This is a genomic window from Thermosphaera aggregans (assembly GCF_014962245.1).
Classification (GTDB): domain Archaea; phylum Thermoproteota; class Thermoprotei_A; order Sulfolobales; family Desulfurococcaceae; genus Thermosphaera; species Thermosphaera chiliense.
The window spans coordinates 925,105-939,771 of record NZ_CP063144.1 but is presented as its reverse complement, the minus strand read 5'-3'; the positions used below and the strand labels follow the sequence as shown (position 1 = coordinate 939,771).

11 protein-coding genes are annotated in these 14,667 nt (G+C 48.2%); 7 read left to right on the top strand and 4 right to left on the bottom strand.

Features of this window, described 5'->3' with window-relative positions; translation table 11 throughout:
• The first annotated feature begins 28 nt into the window (after positions 1 to 28).
• A complete protein-coding gene (locus IMZ38_RS05340; RefSeq protein WP_227410832.1) occupies positions 29 to 2,359 on the top strand; it encodes a glycoside hydrolase family 13 protein in 2,331 nt (776 codons plus the stop codon).
• Here the strand turns inward: IMZ38_RS05340 and IMZ38_RS05335 are convergent.
• Genes IMZ38_RS05335 through IMZ38_RS05320 form a run of 4 tightly spaced genes read right to left on the bottom strand, consistent with a single transcriptional unit; the run spans position 2,348 to position 5,818 of the window.
• Positions 2,348 to 3,247 carry a cation diffusion facilitator family transporter gene (locus IMZ38_RS05335; RefSeq protein WP_193435869.1) on the bottom strand — a complete coding sequence of 300 codons (900 nt, stop codon included), beginning with the start codon at positions 3,245 to 3,247 and terminating at the stop codon, positions 2,348 to 2,350. The genes IMZ38_RS05340 and IMZ38_RS05335 overlap by 12 nt on opposite strands.
• Position 3,248: 1 nt before the next feature.
• Entirely contained in the window at positions 3,249 to 3,479 is a 231-nt protein-coding gene (locus IMZ38_RS05330; protein WP_193435868.1) for a hypothetical protein, read from the bottom strand.
• Between the two features lie 9 nt (positions 3,480 to 3,488).
• Entirely contained in the window at positions 3,489 to 5,321 is a 1,833-nt protein-coding gene (locus IMZ38_RS05325; protein WP_193435867.1) for an aldehyde ferredoxin oxidoreductase family protein, read from the bottom strand.
• Positions 5,318 to 5,818, bottom strand: a complete 501-nt coding sequence (locus IMZ38_RS05320; RefSeq protein WP_193435866.1) for a 4Fe-4S dicluster domain-containing protein — start codon at positions 5,816 to 5,818, stop codon at positions 5,318 to 5,320. Before IMZ38_RS05320 ends, IMZ38_RS05325 begins: the two co-directional genes overlap by 4 nt.
• Positions 5,819 to 5,896: 78 nt before the next feature.
• Between IMZ38_RS05320 and IMZ38_RS05315 the strand changes: the two genes are divergently transcribed.
• The 6 genes from IMZ38_RS05315 (at position 5,897) to IMZ38_RS05290 (ending at position 14,667) form a co-directional block, all read left to right on the top strand.
• On the top strand, positions 5,897 to 6,691 hold the full coding sequence (locus tag IMZ38_RS05315; RefSeq protein WP_193435865.1) for a slipin family protein: 795 nt from the start codon (positions 5,897 to 5,899) through the stop codon (positions 6,689 to 6,691).
• Positions 6,688 to 8,046 (top strand): NfeD family protein, encoded by a 1,359-nt coding sequence (locus tag IMZ38_RS05310; RefSeq protein WP_193435864.1) that lies wholly within the window; start codon positions 6,688 to 6,690, stop codon positions 8,044 to 8,046. The genes IMZ38_RS05315 and IMZ38_RS05310 overlap by 4 nt, the downstream gene beginning before the upstream one ends.
• Positions 8,047 to 8,142: 96 nt before the next feature.
• Positions 8,143 to 10,098, top strand: coding sequence for an aldehyde ferredoxin oxidoreductase N-terminal domain-containing protein (locus tag IMZ38_RS05305; protein WP_193435863.1), 1,956 nt, complete (start codon positions 8,143 to 8,145; stop codon positions 10,096 to 10,098).
• A 60-nt stretch (positions 10,099 to 10,158) separates the two neighbouring features.
• Positions 10,159 to 12,411, top strand: a complete 2,253-nt coding sequence (argS, locus tag IMZ38_RS05300) for an arginine--tRNA ligase domain-containing protein (protein WP_193435862.1) — start codon at positions 10,159 to 10,161, stop codon at positions 12,409 to 12,411.
• Positions 12,408 to 13,253: a DMT family transporter gene (locus IMZ38_RS05295; protein ID WP_193435861.1), complete on the top strand. Its 846-nt coding sequence runs from the start codon at positions 12,408 to 12,410 to the stop codon at positions 13,251 to 13,253. Before argS ends, IMZ38_RS05295 begins: the two co-directional genes overlap by 4 nt.
• Before the next feature lie 46 nt (positions 13,254 to 13,299).
• A complete protein-coding gene (locus IMZ38_RS05290) occupies positions 13,300 to 14,667 on the top strand; it encodes an acetyl ornithine aminotransferase family protein (RefSeq protein ID WP_193435860.1) in 1,368 nt (455 codons plus the stop codon).

The window sequence follows — 14,667 nt, the reverse complement described above, 5'->3', positions numbered from 1 at the left end:
ATTTAATAGCCATCGTTAGAATTTAAACATGTATACAGAGCTGGTCTACATGAATAGGCGGGTGTCAGCTGTTTTAGCAGGGTTAGTCTTGATCGCGGCAATAATCCTAGCATCCTTCCTCATTCTTAACCTTGAACAAGCTCCAGGCACAACTCCAACGCTTACAACGACTACCACGTTAACCACCCCTGCCACCGAGACTACTACCACTCAGGCGAAGCATTACGAAGACGTGTATGTTTCACTGGTGATTGAGCAGTTAAAATGCCAGCCTCCTAAAGCACCGGTCTACTTTAGATTCACCCCGTTCCCTAATGAGACCATTACCACCGTCTCCGTAGCCGGCGACTTCACAGGCTGGACCCCTCACGACATGTCAATGCTTGACAACGGGACATGGATGGCTCTATTCTGCGTAACACCTGGGACAGTAGTTTACAAGTACTTGATCAACGGGGCTTGGGTAAAAGACATGTCAACCGGCCACTACGGGCTCCCAGTGGATCCTGAGGCACAGGGCTTCGTCGACGACGGCTTCGGCGGGAAAAACGCTGTCAGACAAGTCTCGTTCCCAACAGACACCAGGTTTTTCATCCACATCGATGACGACCCGGTGTACCTTTCGCTCGCGGATGAAATGCTGGTGGCTAGACTGTTCACGTCTAACATAGGTGATGCCTCAGTATACGTGGTCGCGGGGGAGCAGCAGTATAGGATGAAGAAGCAGATGTGGACGGATTACACAGTGGTATGGTATAGAGAGATGCCTTTCAGTGAGACCATGCAATACTTCTTCATAATCGATTACGGCGACCATGGTTTGAGAATATTTAAAGACCCTGTGAACAAGTACTTCAACGGCAATGCTACATCGTTTTTTAAACAAGTATCATGGGTTAGGGAAGCTGTGGGCTATCAGATTTTCCCGGACAGGTTCTACAACGGCGACCCCTCTAACGATCTGCGAGGCAATGAAACAGACGAGTTATGGCTTAACGAGCTTGCGGGAGGGTTGAAGCCAGTGTTCTCCAACTGGAGCGACCCAATCACCAGTCTTCACTGTTGCCACCAGTATTTCGGAGGGGATTTAGCAGGGGTTCTAGCAAAACTCGACTACTTGGACAGCCTCGGCGTTAAGATGATTTACTTCAACCCAATATTCCTCTCCGGCAGCGTCCACGGCTACGATACCTACGATTACTTCATCATTGATCCCAAGTACGGGAATGAAACAGTTTTGAGAGCTCTCCTAGACGAGGCTCACAGGCGCGGTATTAAGGTGATTTTCGACTTCGTCCCCAACCATGTCGGCATAGGCTTCTGGGCGTTCCAGGATGTCTACAGGAATGGTCCGCAGAGCCCCTACTGGAACTGGTTCATCATTAAGAAGTGGCCTTTTAAGCTCGGTGATGGAAGCGCTTATGAGTGCTGGTGGGGTATTGGAAGCCTTCCTAAGCTCAACCATTCAAACCCAGAGGTGAAGCAATACCTTTTCAGCGTAGCCCTTCACTGGCTTGAATTCGGCTTCGACGGGTTGAGAATAGATGTCCCCCTCGACGTGCTTGATGCTGATAATTTCTACAGGGAGTTAAGGATTCTCATCAAGCAACGTTATCCAGACGCATACATCGTGGCCGAGATCTGGACTCTAAGCCCTGAATGGCTTAAAGGCAGGCACTTCGATAGTTTAATGAACTACGCGCTCGGGAGAGACATCCTGCTACAGTACGCGGCTGGGAGGAAGAGCGGCGACCAGGTGTTTAGAGAGCTCTACAGCTACTATTCTCAAATCCCCGTAAGTGTCGCCGGAATGGGCTTCAACATTATAGGGTCGCACGATACCTCGAGGATTCTGACAGACCTTGGAGGAGGGAGGCTTGGCTCAACACCGACAAACGAGTCTATAAGGAGGCTGAGGCTCCTCGTCACTCTCCAGTTCACGGTTCCGGGCATGCCCGTTATTTTCCAGGGGGATGAGAGGGGGATCCTGGGATCGTCCAGCTATTATGATGAGCACAGGTATCCGATTCAGTGGGATAAGATAATACCCGAGGTTTTCGACTACTATTTGAGAATGTCGTGGATTAAAAGAAACATTCCGGCGTTGAAAACCAGCATTATTTCCCTTTACGCCTCGAACGGGCCGGTGATAGCATTCTTCAGAGGGTATGATAACGAGGTATTAGTGGTTGCAAACAACAATCTGGATTCAACAATATTCTCTCTTCCAACGGGTAAATGGGTGGTGCTGTATCCTGGTGAGGCAAGAATTGTTGAGGGGGAGTTGGTTGTCGAGGGCTTGACCGGCATGGTTTTAGCGAGGTATGATTATGCTCTCTCCCTCGGCTTAATCGGTTGAGTGGTCATAATCTATCCTCATATCCGGCTCTAGGTGAACCGTTACCTCCCATCCAAGCTTGTTTTTAACTGCTTCCTCAATTAGCGTGGCTATTCTGTGAGCTTCCTCTAGGCTGATCCTCGGGTCAAGCCTAAGGTGAAGGGTTATCTCAACATGAGCCCCGTACTCGTGGATGTGTATGTGGTGGAGGTCTCTCGCCTGGGGGGCTACTGATGATACTATCTTCATCAACTCATCCTCTTCAACAGGCAGGGGGCTTCGCCCTATTAATAGGTTTGAAGCAGTCTTGATAAGCCCCCAGGCTAAGTAGACGATAAGCCCGGACACTATTAAACCGAGAACCCCGTCCAACCACCAGTAGGTTTCACCTAGCAGTAAACCAGCAATTATTAAAAGAGATGCTATCGCGTCGCTCCTGTGATGCCACGCGTCTGCTTTAACACTGCTTATTTCATGCTTTTCCCCTAATCGCTCAGCCCATCTTGCAAGCAACTCTTTTGAAACAGCTGATAAAGCCATAACGCCGAGTGCTATGCTTGAAAACGTCAGTGATTCCCGGCTGAGAAGCTTTTCAAGGCTTTGCTTGAAAAACTCGTATCCCACTATGCCGAGCATTGTGGCGATCACGATTGTTGCTATGGTTTCAATTCTCTGATGGCCGAAAGGATGCTCCTTGTCAGGTGGTTTAAAACCTAGTTCAACCCCTATTAAGACCACTATTGATGTTAAACTATCTGATAAAGTGTGGAACGCGTCGGCCATTAAAGCTACAGAGCTGGAGATCAGTGCAGCGTAGTATTTGAGCGCGAAGAGAATAGTGTTTAAAAGTATTGAGGCAACCGCTTCAAGATACCCAGCCCTTCTCCTCGCCTGGTCGCTTCGGCTCATGTCATCCCCCTTTGAAAACCCTGCTAAGCCTTATGCTTGAATCCTGGCATAAAACCTCGTCGCTGGAGAGCAGTCTCTCCTCCAGCCTTGCAACCACGGATTCACGTGGAACATTTGCTTCAACGTTTTTGAAGAAATCAGCTAAGATCTTCTCAACCTTAACGCAATCCTCGTAGTTAAAGCATAGTGTTCCTTCATCAATCCATGTTGCCTTCACGCAGATCTGCGGCAAAGCCGAACCCTACTCTCGAACCTGGTTCAATAGCGGCGCGAATTCTCCAAGACCTAGTGCTCTGAGAGTTTCCTCTGTAGGAATACCTCTCTCATCCCACCCTATTTCAGCATAGTACTTCTTCTTCAACTCCTCCACCTCGTCTCTTCCGATGGAGCTTCCTCTGTAGGGTCCTGTTGGAAGGGGTTCGTAGAACCGAGGCGGGTTGTCATCGTCTTTTACACCCCACTCAGCGTCAGGCCCTCCCAGCGATAGGAGCAGTCTTTGCAGAGTGATTATCCTTCTCCCTATGCTGTAGAATTCGTTGAGATTTAAACCCCAGCCTGTTATGATGTTCAAGTATTCTAGGAGTCCTTTGTCGTCAAGCACTGTGAACATGCATACAACACCGCTGTCGAGAATAGCGTACCAGGTCTCCGACTCGGTCGAGTCAACCGGGAATCCTGCCACGCTGGTGTGGTCGCCGCCCTGGGCTGAGAGAGCATAGGAGATTGGCTGGGGGTAGTCTCTCCTGCTTCTAACGCCGTGTGCTCCTACAGCAATGCCTTTAACCTGCACAGCGTACCTTGTCAGGTCCACTCCCTTCTGCTCAGAGAGAATCCTGGCAGCCCTGTATGTACCCTCAGCCAACACCTCCCCTATGCCTCTCCGATAGGCTATATCCCTCATCAATCTAGCTAAGCATTCCACATCCCCCCATTTCAACTCATAGCCTACTTCATCCCTCGTTAAAACCCCTTTTTCGTAAAGCTCAATAGCAAATCCCATGACGTTGCCTGTTTGAATCCCGCAGAGCCCTAGCTCGTCAGCCAGGCTCGAGAGTAGGACAGTCTCCTTAGGGTTGAAAACACCGAGGTTGCTGCCTAGGTAAGCAGCCATTTCATAATCCGGGTTATCAGTAACGTATACTTCTCCTTCACGTTTCACAAGGCTCAGCTTCATGCATGCTACTGGGCATCCCCAATCAGCCCACGGATTCTTCACCCACGTCTCCAGCTCAAACCCAACGTGGGAGAAGTTTTTCACATCATGCCATTCCTCCTGCCAATTCCTCACCGGCATGCTGCTCAAGTAGTAACCAGTGTACCATGTTCCCTCAGTAGTGCCCCACTGCCTGAACCTTTTCATCCTCTCCCTAACGTTTCTAAGCGTGCTCCTGAAAAGGCTGCTCAAGGATTCGGGATCGTATATCGAAGGGAGGCTACCGTACCCCTTAACCGCTATAGCCTTCACCTTCTTAACGCCCATCACTGCACCGTAGCCTCCGTAACCAGCTGCATGCGCCAGCTTCGACATAACAGCTGCTGTCCTAACCCTGTTCTCCCCTGCCGGGCCTATGTAGACGAAGGGTGTACCGGGTTCTCCGTTAACGTCCTCCTTCAAAAGACTGTGGAATTTCTTGATGAGTTTCAAGCCTCCAAGACCCCATATGTCAGAGGCATCTCGCAAGTGGACTCTTCCGTTTTCAACGTAAATGTAGCAGGGTTTTTCACAGCCACCCTTTAAGACAAGACCGTCGAACCCTGAAGCTTTAAGCTCAACGGCGACCTCGCTTGAAACCACGCTCCCCACCACGCTGTTAGACTGCGGCGACTTCCCCGTGACGCTGAGCTTGACGCCCGGGTAGTATCCAGTCAGCGGCCCGGTTAACAGCATGAGCGGGTTCTCAGGGGATAACGGGTCTAGCAGTCTCCACTTCTCCCCGTACTTCTTGGCTAGCAGGTAGGTTGCAAGCCCTCTCCCGCCGAGAAACATCCTGTATGCTTTCTCAGGTATCTCGAGAACGTGTGCAGCCCCGGTAGCTAAGTCAACCTCTAACAGCCTGCCCCAGAAACCCTTCACTCAGCCTCACCCATCATCTTAACCAGTAGCTTCGTCGAGGCTTCCTCAGGCTTTACCAAGTAGTTTTTAACAACTCCTCCTTCAGGCTTGCTAACCAGTTGTAGAGCGTGATAACCCATTTCACTACATACTTTCACACACTCCGGCTCCCCGTTGCACAGGTTGCATATGATTACCCCTTGTTTGCCCGGGAGAATCCTTGGTATGTTTCCAGGACATGCCGTGACGCATGCTCCGCACATGGTGCACTTCTCCTTGTCAACCAGGACTTCCCCGTGCTCGCCCACGCTTAACGCTTGGAACGGGCATGAGGAGACACAGGGGTAGTCGTCGCATTGAACACATAAGGAGATGACGGGCAGCCCCGGAATTATCTCGTAAATCCTTATCCGCGCGGCTTCAGGCCAAACCATGTTCTCATGCTTTAAAGAACACACTATTTCGCAAAGCTTGCAGGAGGAGCATTTGGAGAAGTCCCTTAAAATCCAGATAGGCATTATACATCTCCAGCAATTATTATTTTTAAAAGCATATTATTAAAAAGATTTATTCCAATTATATAAAATGGTGGAAAAATGGATCCATTCACACTACTTATAATTCTAGCGATAGTATTATTCATCGGGATTCCACTACTTTCAGCCAGCATTAAGATTATAAGAGAGTATGAGAGAGCTGTTGTTTTCAGGCTTGGAAGGCTTTTGGGCGCCAAGGGCCCTGGAATAATAGTCATCATCCCGTTCTTCGATAATTTGGCGAAAGTGGATTTAAGACTGGTCTCGGTTGACGTTCCAAAGCAGGAGATAATCACCAGGGATAACGTCAGCGTGAAGGTTGACGCTGTCATCTACTACAGAGTGATAGACCCTGTCGCAGCGATAACCAAGGTGGCTAATTTCCATTACAGCGTGAGCCTGCTCGGTCAAACCGTGCTGAGGGACGTGCTGGGGCAGGCTGAACTGGATGATCTCTTATCCAGGAGGGAAGAACTGAACAAGAAGATTTCAGGCATCCTGGACGAGATGACAATGCCCTGGGGTATCAAGATCTCGGCCGTTACGATCAAGTCGGTCGAGCTCCCCGAGGAGTTAATGAGGGCGATGGCAAAGCAGGCTGAGGCAGAGAGGTGGAGAAGAGCAAGAATTATAGAGGCTGAGGGCGAGAGGCAGGCGTCTCAAATCCTCGGCGAGGCTGCGAGAGTCTACGAGGAGCATCCAACCGCTCTAAGGCTTAGAGAGCTTCAGACGTTGATAGAGGTTGCGAGGGAGAAGGCGCTGGTAGTGGTTACGGAGACCGGGGCGTCGTCAACAGGGGTGTCGATCGCTTCTTATAAGGCGATTAAAGAGTTCGAGAAGAAGCAGGGAGGATGAAGACATCCTTGAAGAGGAGTAGGCTTCAACTGTTTTTTACGATCTACATATTCATTCTCGCATTCACAATCATAGCGGTTGGTTTCACGCTGAAAACTGCTTCTAGCGAGAGAATTACCTCAGCCGTGATGTTCACTATTGAGGCACCATGGGACACTATTGACGATGGAGTCAAGGAATGCTTTATCGACGCTCTTAGATATGCGGAGAGTAAAGGTGTGGTTTTCATCTACAGAGTTGACTCTTACGGGGGCTATCTTGACGCGGGTTTCGAGATAGGGGATGCTGCTTTAAACTCCAAGGTTCCAACCATCGCTTATGTTCACCGTAACAAGGCTTTGAGCGCTGGTACATTGATAATACTGCCAGCAGACATTCTGGCTGTTCAAAAATACTCTATAATAGGGGCTATGCAACCAATCACCGTTAACCCTGTCACAGGTGAGATAGTATATATTAACGAGTCAAAAGTGTTGAACCCTATTATAAAGAGGGCTGAGGCATACTCTTCCCGCGCAGGAAGAAACGTTACAGCCGTAGAACTCTTCATTAAGCAGGCCCTCGTCCTCAATTCAACAGAGGCGCTTCTAAACAACGTAGCCGACTACGAGGTGTCAAGCCTTGAGGAATTGCTTGAAAAGGTAAACGGCCGCACCGTGGTGGTTAACGGTGTTGAATACGTGATAGATGTGAAGCCGTATATGATTGAAGAATACTCGTGCAGTGTAAGGTCGCGGCTGATTTCACTCCTCATGAACTCATACGTGGCAAACGTTTTCGTAACAATAGGCTTGCTTGGAACAATTTTCGCGCTTGTCTCAGGGAAGCTTGCTGTTCTACCTATCACACTCCTCTTCCTCTTACTCGGACTGGTCTCCGTTGGAGTGAGCGCTAACTTCATATCAATATTTCTCATCATACTGGGGGCGGTTCTCCTGGCTGTCGAGCTGTTCGTGATACCTGGGTTCGGGATAGTGGGTATAAGCGGGATTCTCCTACTAGCCTTCGGTTTCGCCCTTCTCCCTGCCTACATCCCCACAGGGGTTTCCCCCTCCCCGGAATATATTAATACCGTGAGAACAATTATTATAGTGGTAACAGCGTTTTTAGCAAGCGTTTTTTCCGTTATGATTTACAAGGTGGTTAAGGTGAGGAAGAAGAAGCCGGTCGAGTTCACTCCTGCGGGAAAAAGAGGGAGAACAGTGGATTGGTTGAGGCCCGGAGAGACGGGTTTTGTCAAGGTTGAGGGAGAGTATTGGAGAGCAGTGTCTGACGAGGTTATACCGCCGGAGACTGAAGTGATTGTTGTCGAAATGCTTGAAACCGGTGTTTTAAAAGTTAAAAAGGCAACATAGTTTAAATGATTAAGTAAATTTTAACAGATATTACCATCAGATTTTCATTGTTAAGTTTAAATAATTGTTATATAGTATTTTGAACTGGGAGTGCATATGAGTTTCACGAGGACGTACAGGGCCTTATTCATTGATACGAGTTCCAGGAAGCACTGGGTTGAAGAATTCCCGTTGAACGAAGTGTTCAGCCCAATATCTCTAGCGTTGAAACTGCACATGGAAAGATATAAGACATGGAGCAAGCCGGTGTACGATCCAAGTAATGCTCTCATCCTTGGAACAGGCTTGTTCGCAGGCAGCAAGCTCTATGGTGTTCACAGATTCATAGCAGTGTTCAGAAGCCCTTTAACCAAGGGCCTTCACGCCTCGGCCATGGGGGGAGCCGCCTACCAGTTCAACGTGAACGCTGACGCAATAGTCGTGGTCGGAAAGAGCGAGAAACCGTTAATCCTCAAGATATATGATGAGGGAGACGGCAACCCCAGGGTTGAGTTTCACGAGATTCCAGAGGAAATGCTCGTAAACATATGGAAGGGTTACGGAGGGTTTAAAGGAATTTACGCTCTACAGGCATACCTGAGCGATCTTCTCAAGGATTTCTACGAGGCTTTTAACGGTAGGAGTATACTAGTAGGTCCAGCAGCAAAGAACACTAACATAGGGGCTCTCGCATCTATAACACTGGTTAAAGGGAAAATGGATTACGGTAGTGAAGACTTCGCAGCGAGAGCCGGGGGTGGAAGCGTACTTTACAGGTCTCACGGGGTTGCAGCAATAGTCTACGGTGGAAGGTTCGACAGGTCTTCCAGGATTCCTGCCGAGCTCAGGGATTTGAGAAGTATTAACGAGATATTCCAGGGTCTTGCCAAAAAAGCTTACGTCGAGTTTGTAATAGAGTCTGGCACAAAGTACAGGTATGATCCGAAAATAAACACTGGTGGAACATTTGGAGGCAACTACCCGCATTTAAAAGTCACGACGCCCATGTTCAACTGGAACATGATCTACTATCCTAAGGAGGTTAGGGAGAGGCTTCACTCACTGATTATGAAGCACATGTGGGAACCGTTCAACAAGGAGGCTATTGAGACAAGGAGTTGGAAGACGTGTGGAGAGCCATGCCCCTTAGCGTGCAAGAAAGTTAGGCTTGGCAAGTACAAGAGCGATTACGAGCCCTACAATGGTTTAGGACCCATGATAGGCGTGTTCGATATTCATGATGCTGAGAAAGTGGTTGAAGCCGGAGACGCCTACGGGTTTGACGCCATAGAGCTGGGCCAAATCATAGGGTTCGTCTTTGAAGCCCTTCACAAGGGGCTTCTAAGGCCTGAAGAGGTTGGGCTTTCATCGAAACCATTCTTCGACCCTGTTAAATACTCGATTGAGAACAGCAGGGTTAACGCTGAGCTTGCGTTGAAGATAGTTGAATACCTCGCCTTCGGCACCAACCCCGTTCTAAGGCTGATAGGCGAGGAGGGTTTAAGAAGCGCTGCCAAGCTCTTGGACCTGCTCTACAAGGAGAGGGTTGATGAATTGAAAACAAGGTTCAGCGACCTACCAGTCTACGCTGTCTTCGGCGAGAGGGGGCATATAACCCCGAACTTCTACTGGACACCGGGTCTAGTGGCGCCTTTGCCTGTTCTCGGGAAGTACTGGACGGTTTACTCTGGAGTGTTCACGGATCCCGAAGAGTTTGCGGCTAAATCGTATGAAAGAGCAGTGTATGAAGCCCTGCTTGAGGATACAGGATTTTGCAGGTTCCACAGAGGCTGGGCTGAGAAACACGTTTCAACAATCCTTGAAAAATACTACGGTGTCGAGAAACCGTTGGAGAGGATTAAGAACATCTACAAGCAGGTGGCAGAGTACCAGGAGCTGGCAGGGGCTTCCCCTGTTTACTGGGATTCTCAGAAAATCATAGACTTCATGGCTAAGGCGAGCGAGGAGTATCAGAACCAGAAGTGGATCGGGTTGTTCGCAATAGATAAGGAAAAGGCGGCTTATGAATGGTGGAGCAAGTTCTACCAGAAACTTAAAGAATTGACCGGGTAATTCTTTTTTAATACTTCAAATTAATTGTTATTCTTGAACCAGTGTTAGATGGGAATTGGATTGGAGAGTCTCATAGAGAAATGCCTGTATCAATACCTTGAAGAAGCATTGACCCGGAGCCTAGGGTTTTCAAGGGAGGAGATTAGAAAACTCGTGGAAGAAGGCAGGTTGAAAATTAACAGGACACCCGATCCTAGAATGGGGGATTACGGAGTCGCTCTTCACATACTGTTGAAAAACATTCCTCGCGAAGAATGGCCTAGGAAGGGAGAGCAGCTTTTAGAAGAGTTAAACAAGCTTGGCTTTAAACAAGAGTGCAGGATCTTGGAGGCAGGATTTGTGAACGGCTATTTAAACGTGACCATAGACTACTCGTCCATTATTTCAAACCTGGTGAAAGAATTCCTCGAGGACGGGTTCAAGAGCACTCTATCGAGTTATGGAGGCGGTAGAACAATAGTTGTCGAACACACCAGCGCCAACCCGGTACACCCTCTTCACATTGGGAGTGGTAGGAACAGCGTCATCGGTGACACTTTCGCAAGGCTTTCGAGGAAACTAGGCTTCAACGTGGTTACAAGGTTCTACGTTAACGATTTAGGAAGGCAGGCTGCGGTTTTAGCCTACGGTGTTTCAAAGCTGCGGAAAAACAGCATATATCCGCCGCAGGGAGTGAAAATAGATCATTGGTACGGCATGGTTTACGCTTCAGTAAACATCATAATGATGATTCGCAAGCTTTCAAACGAGCTTAAAATCATTGAAGAAGAATTGTTCAACAAGCTGAGGCTTTACGTGGAAAGCAATAAGGAGAAATTACGTGCAGCCCCGCTCCTGAATGCTCATTTAGAATCCTTCATAAGCATAAAGCCTCTTGTTCACAATCCCTTTAAAAAACTAGCCGAATTCTCCCGTGAAATCAGGAGGCTTAAGAATGCTGAAAAGGATCCAACAGGGAAACAGGTAGCTGGTGAAGTATGGGGGCTAGTAGCGCCTTTACTGGAAAAATTCAGGGAAACCTACCGTGAATACCTTTCCTACGTTAAAGCAGGAGCACTCCTGCAATCCCTAAACCCCGAGGTCTACACTGCTCTCTCCAGGGAGGTTGGGAGTTACGAAGAAGCTGAGAAGGAGATAACATCGTTAATGTGGAAGGCGGAGCACAGGGATCCCGAGGCTCTTGGCTTGTTGAAACAAGTGAGCAATGATGTTTTAACCGGGTTCAAGGAAACGCTGAGCAATTATGGCGTGTCTTTCGACGGATTTGACTTTGAGTCGGAGGATGAGATTGTAAAATTATCTCAGGAGATCGTTGAGAAGATCCTGGAAACAGGCTATGCTAACATTGTTGATGGTGCAGTGGAGTTAGACTTGAACAAGGCTGCCCAGCAGGTTGAGTTCGTCAGAAACCTTTTCGCACCAGATAATCCTGGAAGATTCATAGTAAGGAGGAGCGACGGCACCACGTTATACGTGACTAGAGATATCGCCTATAGCATTATCAAATTCTCCAAATACCACGCGGAGAAAGTTTACAACGTCATCGCTATTGAGCAGGATCGTGCCCAGAAACAGTTGAGGGCAGCGCTGAAAATTCTCGGGTTTGACAGGGAGGCAGAGAACCTTGTTCATTTCGCATATGAAATGGTTCAGTTGAAGAATATGAGGATGAGCGGTAGGCGGGGAGTCTACTATACGATGGATGAGCTTCTTGTAGATATGACTCGAACCCTGGTGGAGAAACAGCTTGGACAGGTCCAGAGAAAGGGAGTGCAAGAAGATTTAAGCTCAACTCTCCCTTACGCTGGGGAGCTGGCGGTTGCTAACGCAAGGGCTCTTCTCCTCTCCGTTGAACCAGGGAAGGTGTTGTTCTTCGACCCTGAGAGAATAGGGGAGTTCGAGCACGGAGTCACTATTGCATACTCTTTCGCTAGATTGCAGAGTATTTTGAGAAAGCAATGGGGTCTTGAACCGCTGGAGGCGCTGGACGAGATTAAGGGAAGGCTTCTCGAGGAGATTTCAAAGCATGGTATGTCGCCCCCTACCACTGTTGATGAGAAGAAGCTGATCGAGTGGTTGAATGCTTTCACGCAAACCTTGATCACTGCTCACGCAGAGATGAAGCCGAACCGGCTGCTGGAATATGCTCACAGTTTAGCGCTCGACTTAAACAGGTTCTATGAGAAATGTAGCGTGATAGGAGAGAGGGATTTAAGAATCAAGAACCTGAGACTCCTACTAGTAGTGGCAAGCCTCATAACCCTGTCCGAGTTGATGGAAATACTCGGGATTCCAAGGTTGAGAAGGCTTTGAAAGTATTCAAGCTTAAAAGCCTGGTAGACATTCCAGGTTTTCTAGCGATATGGGTTTCCATCTCATCTGCCAGCGTCATAGTAGTGCTGTCTAATGCTCCCGCAGAAGTATGCGCGTTTTGGAGGACTTTCCTCACATCACTAATCTTCGCACCTTTCACACTGACTCAAAGGAGGTTTACTTTCAAACCGCACCACTTGTTATCAGGCATCTTCCTGGGCTTACACTTCGTTTTCTGGATGCAGAGCCTCTTCCTGCTCCCGGTTTACCAGAGCACTTTGATAGTTGTTACATACCCGGTTTTCAACGTTGTACTCGATTTTCTTATCTTTCATGAAAAGCCGGGTTTGAAGAAAATCCTGGGTTTTTCCACAGCCTTGATTCTTCTATGGGTTTTCCTTCAAGTAAATAACTTAACATTCAACTACGGGGTCTTCCTAGCATTCGCAGCGGCCTTGTTTGCAGCCGGGTATTTTGAAATAGGAAGGTACGCTAGAAGCAGGCTGGGGGAATCCACTTTAACCTATGCCACACCAACGTACTTGACAGCGTCAGCACTAGCCTTACTCTACTCTATTTTAAAAGGTTCCGAAATTGTTTCGTACACTTTGGAGACTTATGTAGCGTTCATCCTGCTGGCTCTAGTGCCAATGATAGGGGGACATACCCTGATGAACTACTACATGAAGAAGTATCCGGCTTCAACAGTTACAAGCATTGCTCTTGGGGAGCCATTCGGGGCAGGGTTGCTCGGTATGGTCCTCTTATCGCAACCTTTAACTCCTTTGAGCCTGTTCATAGGCTTCTTAATAATCAGCTCTATAATCCTGATAATTTATTAGGCATAGTATTGACCATATATATTTTTATATACGATATCATGTAGATATGTTAAGGGTGTTTTCTGTGAAGAAGCCTGAAATATTTGTTGAACCGGGTAAGCAGGGGACTAAGAGTAAGTACTGGATTGAGCAGCACTATACTTATATAGCAACAACGACGCATGACCCGGAAGACCTTCCCTTAGTGATTGAGAGAGGAGAAGGGGTCTGGCTTTACGACGTTGATGGGAATAAGTATCTTGATTTCTCCAGCGGCATTGGCGTGAACAACCTCGGGTATCCAACACATCCAGAGGTTAAGAAGGCTATTATCGAGCAGCTGGATAAGCTGGCTCACGGAGCTGGAACAGACTATTTCAACCCGTACCAGGTTATGCTTGCCAAGAAGTTGGTTGAAATAGCTCCTGGAGACTATCGTAGAAAAGTATTCTTCGCCAACAGCGGGACCGAGGCTAACGAGGCTGCTTTAAAAATATCGAGGCAGGCTACGGGGAAGAAGTTCTTCATAGCCTTCTACGGCGCCTTCCACGGGAGAACCATGGGAAGCATGGGTTTGACAGCGAGCAAGCCAATTCATAAAAAGCTGTTCTTCCCCTGGATGCCCGGGGTTGTCCACGTACCATATCCAAATCCATACAGAAACCCGTGGCATATCGACGGGTATGAAAACCCTGGTGAACTAGTAAACAGAGTGCTAGAGTTCATAGAGGAATACGTTTTCGACAAGCTAATACCTCCTGACGAGGTTGCAGCAGTTTTCGCCGAGCCTATCCAGGGTGAGGGCGGCTACGTGGTTCCTCCAAGAGAGTTTTTCAAAGAACTGAAAAAGCTCCTGGAGAAGCACGGTATTCTATTCGTGGCCGATGAGGTTCAAATGGGGATGGGAAGGACAGGGAGAATGTTCGCTATAGAACACTTCAACACGGTTCCAGAAGTAATAACTCTCGCCAAGGCTTTAAGCGGTGGTGCAATACCGATAGGTGCCACCGTGTTTAAGGCAGACCTTGATTTCAAGGCTCATGGAATGCACAGCAACACCTATGGTGGAAACGCCTTAGCATCTATTGCCGCGTTGAAAACCATAGAGGTTGTGGAGACACTGCTACCGCACGTTCAAGAGCTCGAGAAATTGTTCAGGGAGAGCCTGGAAGAGTTGAAAGAGAAGTATCCCTACGTGGGAGATGTCAGAGGCATCGGGCTTGCATGGGGCGTTGAGTTCGTCAAGGATAAGTCAAGCAAGCAGCCAGCGCCCGATTTTAGGAACAAGGTTGTCGCTAGAGCTTTGAGGAAGGGTCTAGCCCTCCTTCCATGCGGTAAGAGCACGATCAGGCTGATACCGCCGCTAATAATCAGCGAAGAGGAAGCCTTGGTAGGGTTAAAAATATTTGAAGAATCGATAAAAGAGATCGTTTAA

Excerpts from the sequence above, each read along its gene's own strand:
- IMZ38_RS05340 (WP_227410832.1), top strand. The coding sequence starts at position 29 with ATGTATACAGAGCTGGTCTACATGAATAGGCGGGTGTCAGCTGTTTTA.
- IMZ38_RS05335 (WP_193435869.1), bottom strand. The coding sequence starts at position 3,247 with ATGAGCCGAAGCGACCAGGCGAGGAGAAGGGCTGGGTATCTTGAAGCG.
- IMZ38_RS05320 (WP_193435866.1), bottom strand. The coding sequence starts at position 5,818 with ATGCCTATCTGGATTTTAAGGGACTTCTCCAAATGCTCCTCCTGCAAG.
- IMZ38_RS05315 (WP_193435865.1), top strand. The coding sequence starts at position 5,897 with ATGGATCCATTCACACTACTTATAATTCTAGCGATAGTATTATTCATC.
- IMZ38_RS05310 (WP_193435864.1), top strand. The coding sequence starts at position 6,688 with ATGAAGACATCCTTGAAGAGGAGTAGGCTTCAACTGTTTTTTACGATC.
- IMZ38_RS05305 (WP_193435863.1), top strand. The coding sequence starts at position 8,143 with ATGAGTTTCACGAGGACGTACAGGGCCTTATTCATTGATACGAGTTCC.
- IMZ38_RS05290 (WP_193435860.1), top strand. The coding sequence starts at position 13,300 with ATGTTAAGGGTGTTTTCTGTGAAGAAGCCTGAAATATTTGTTGAACCG.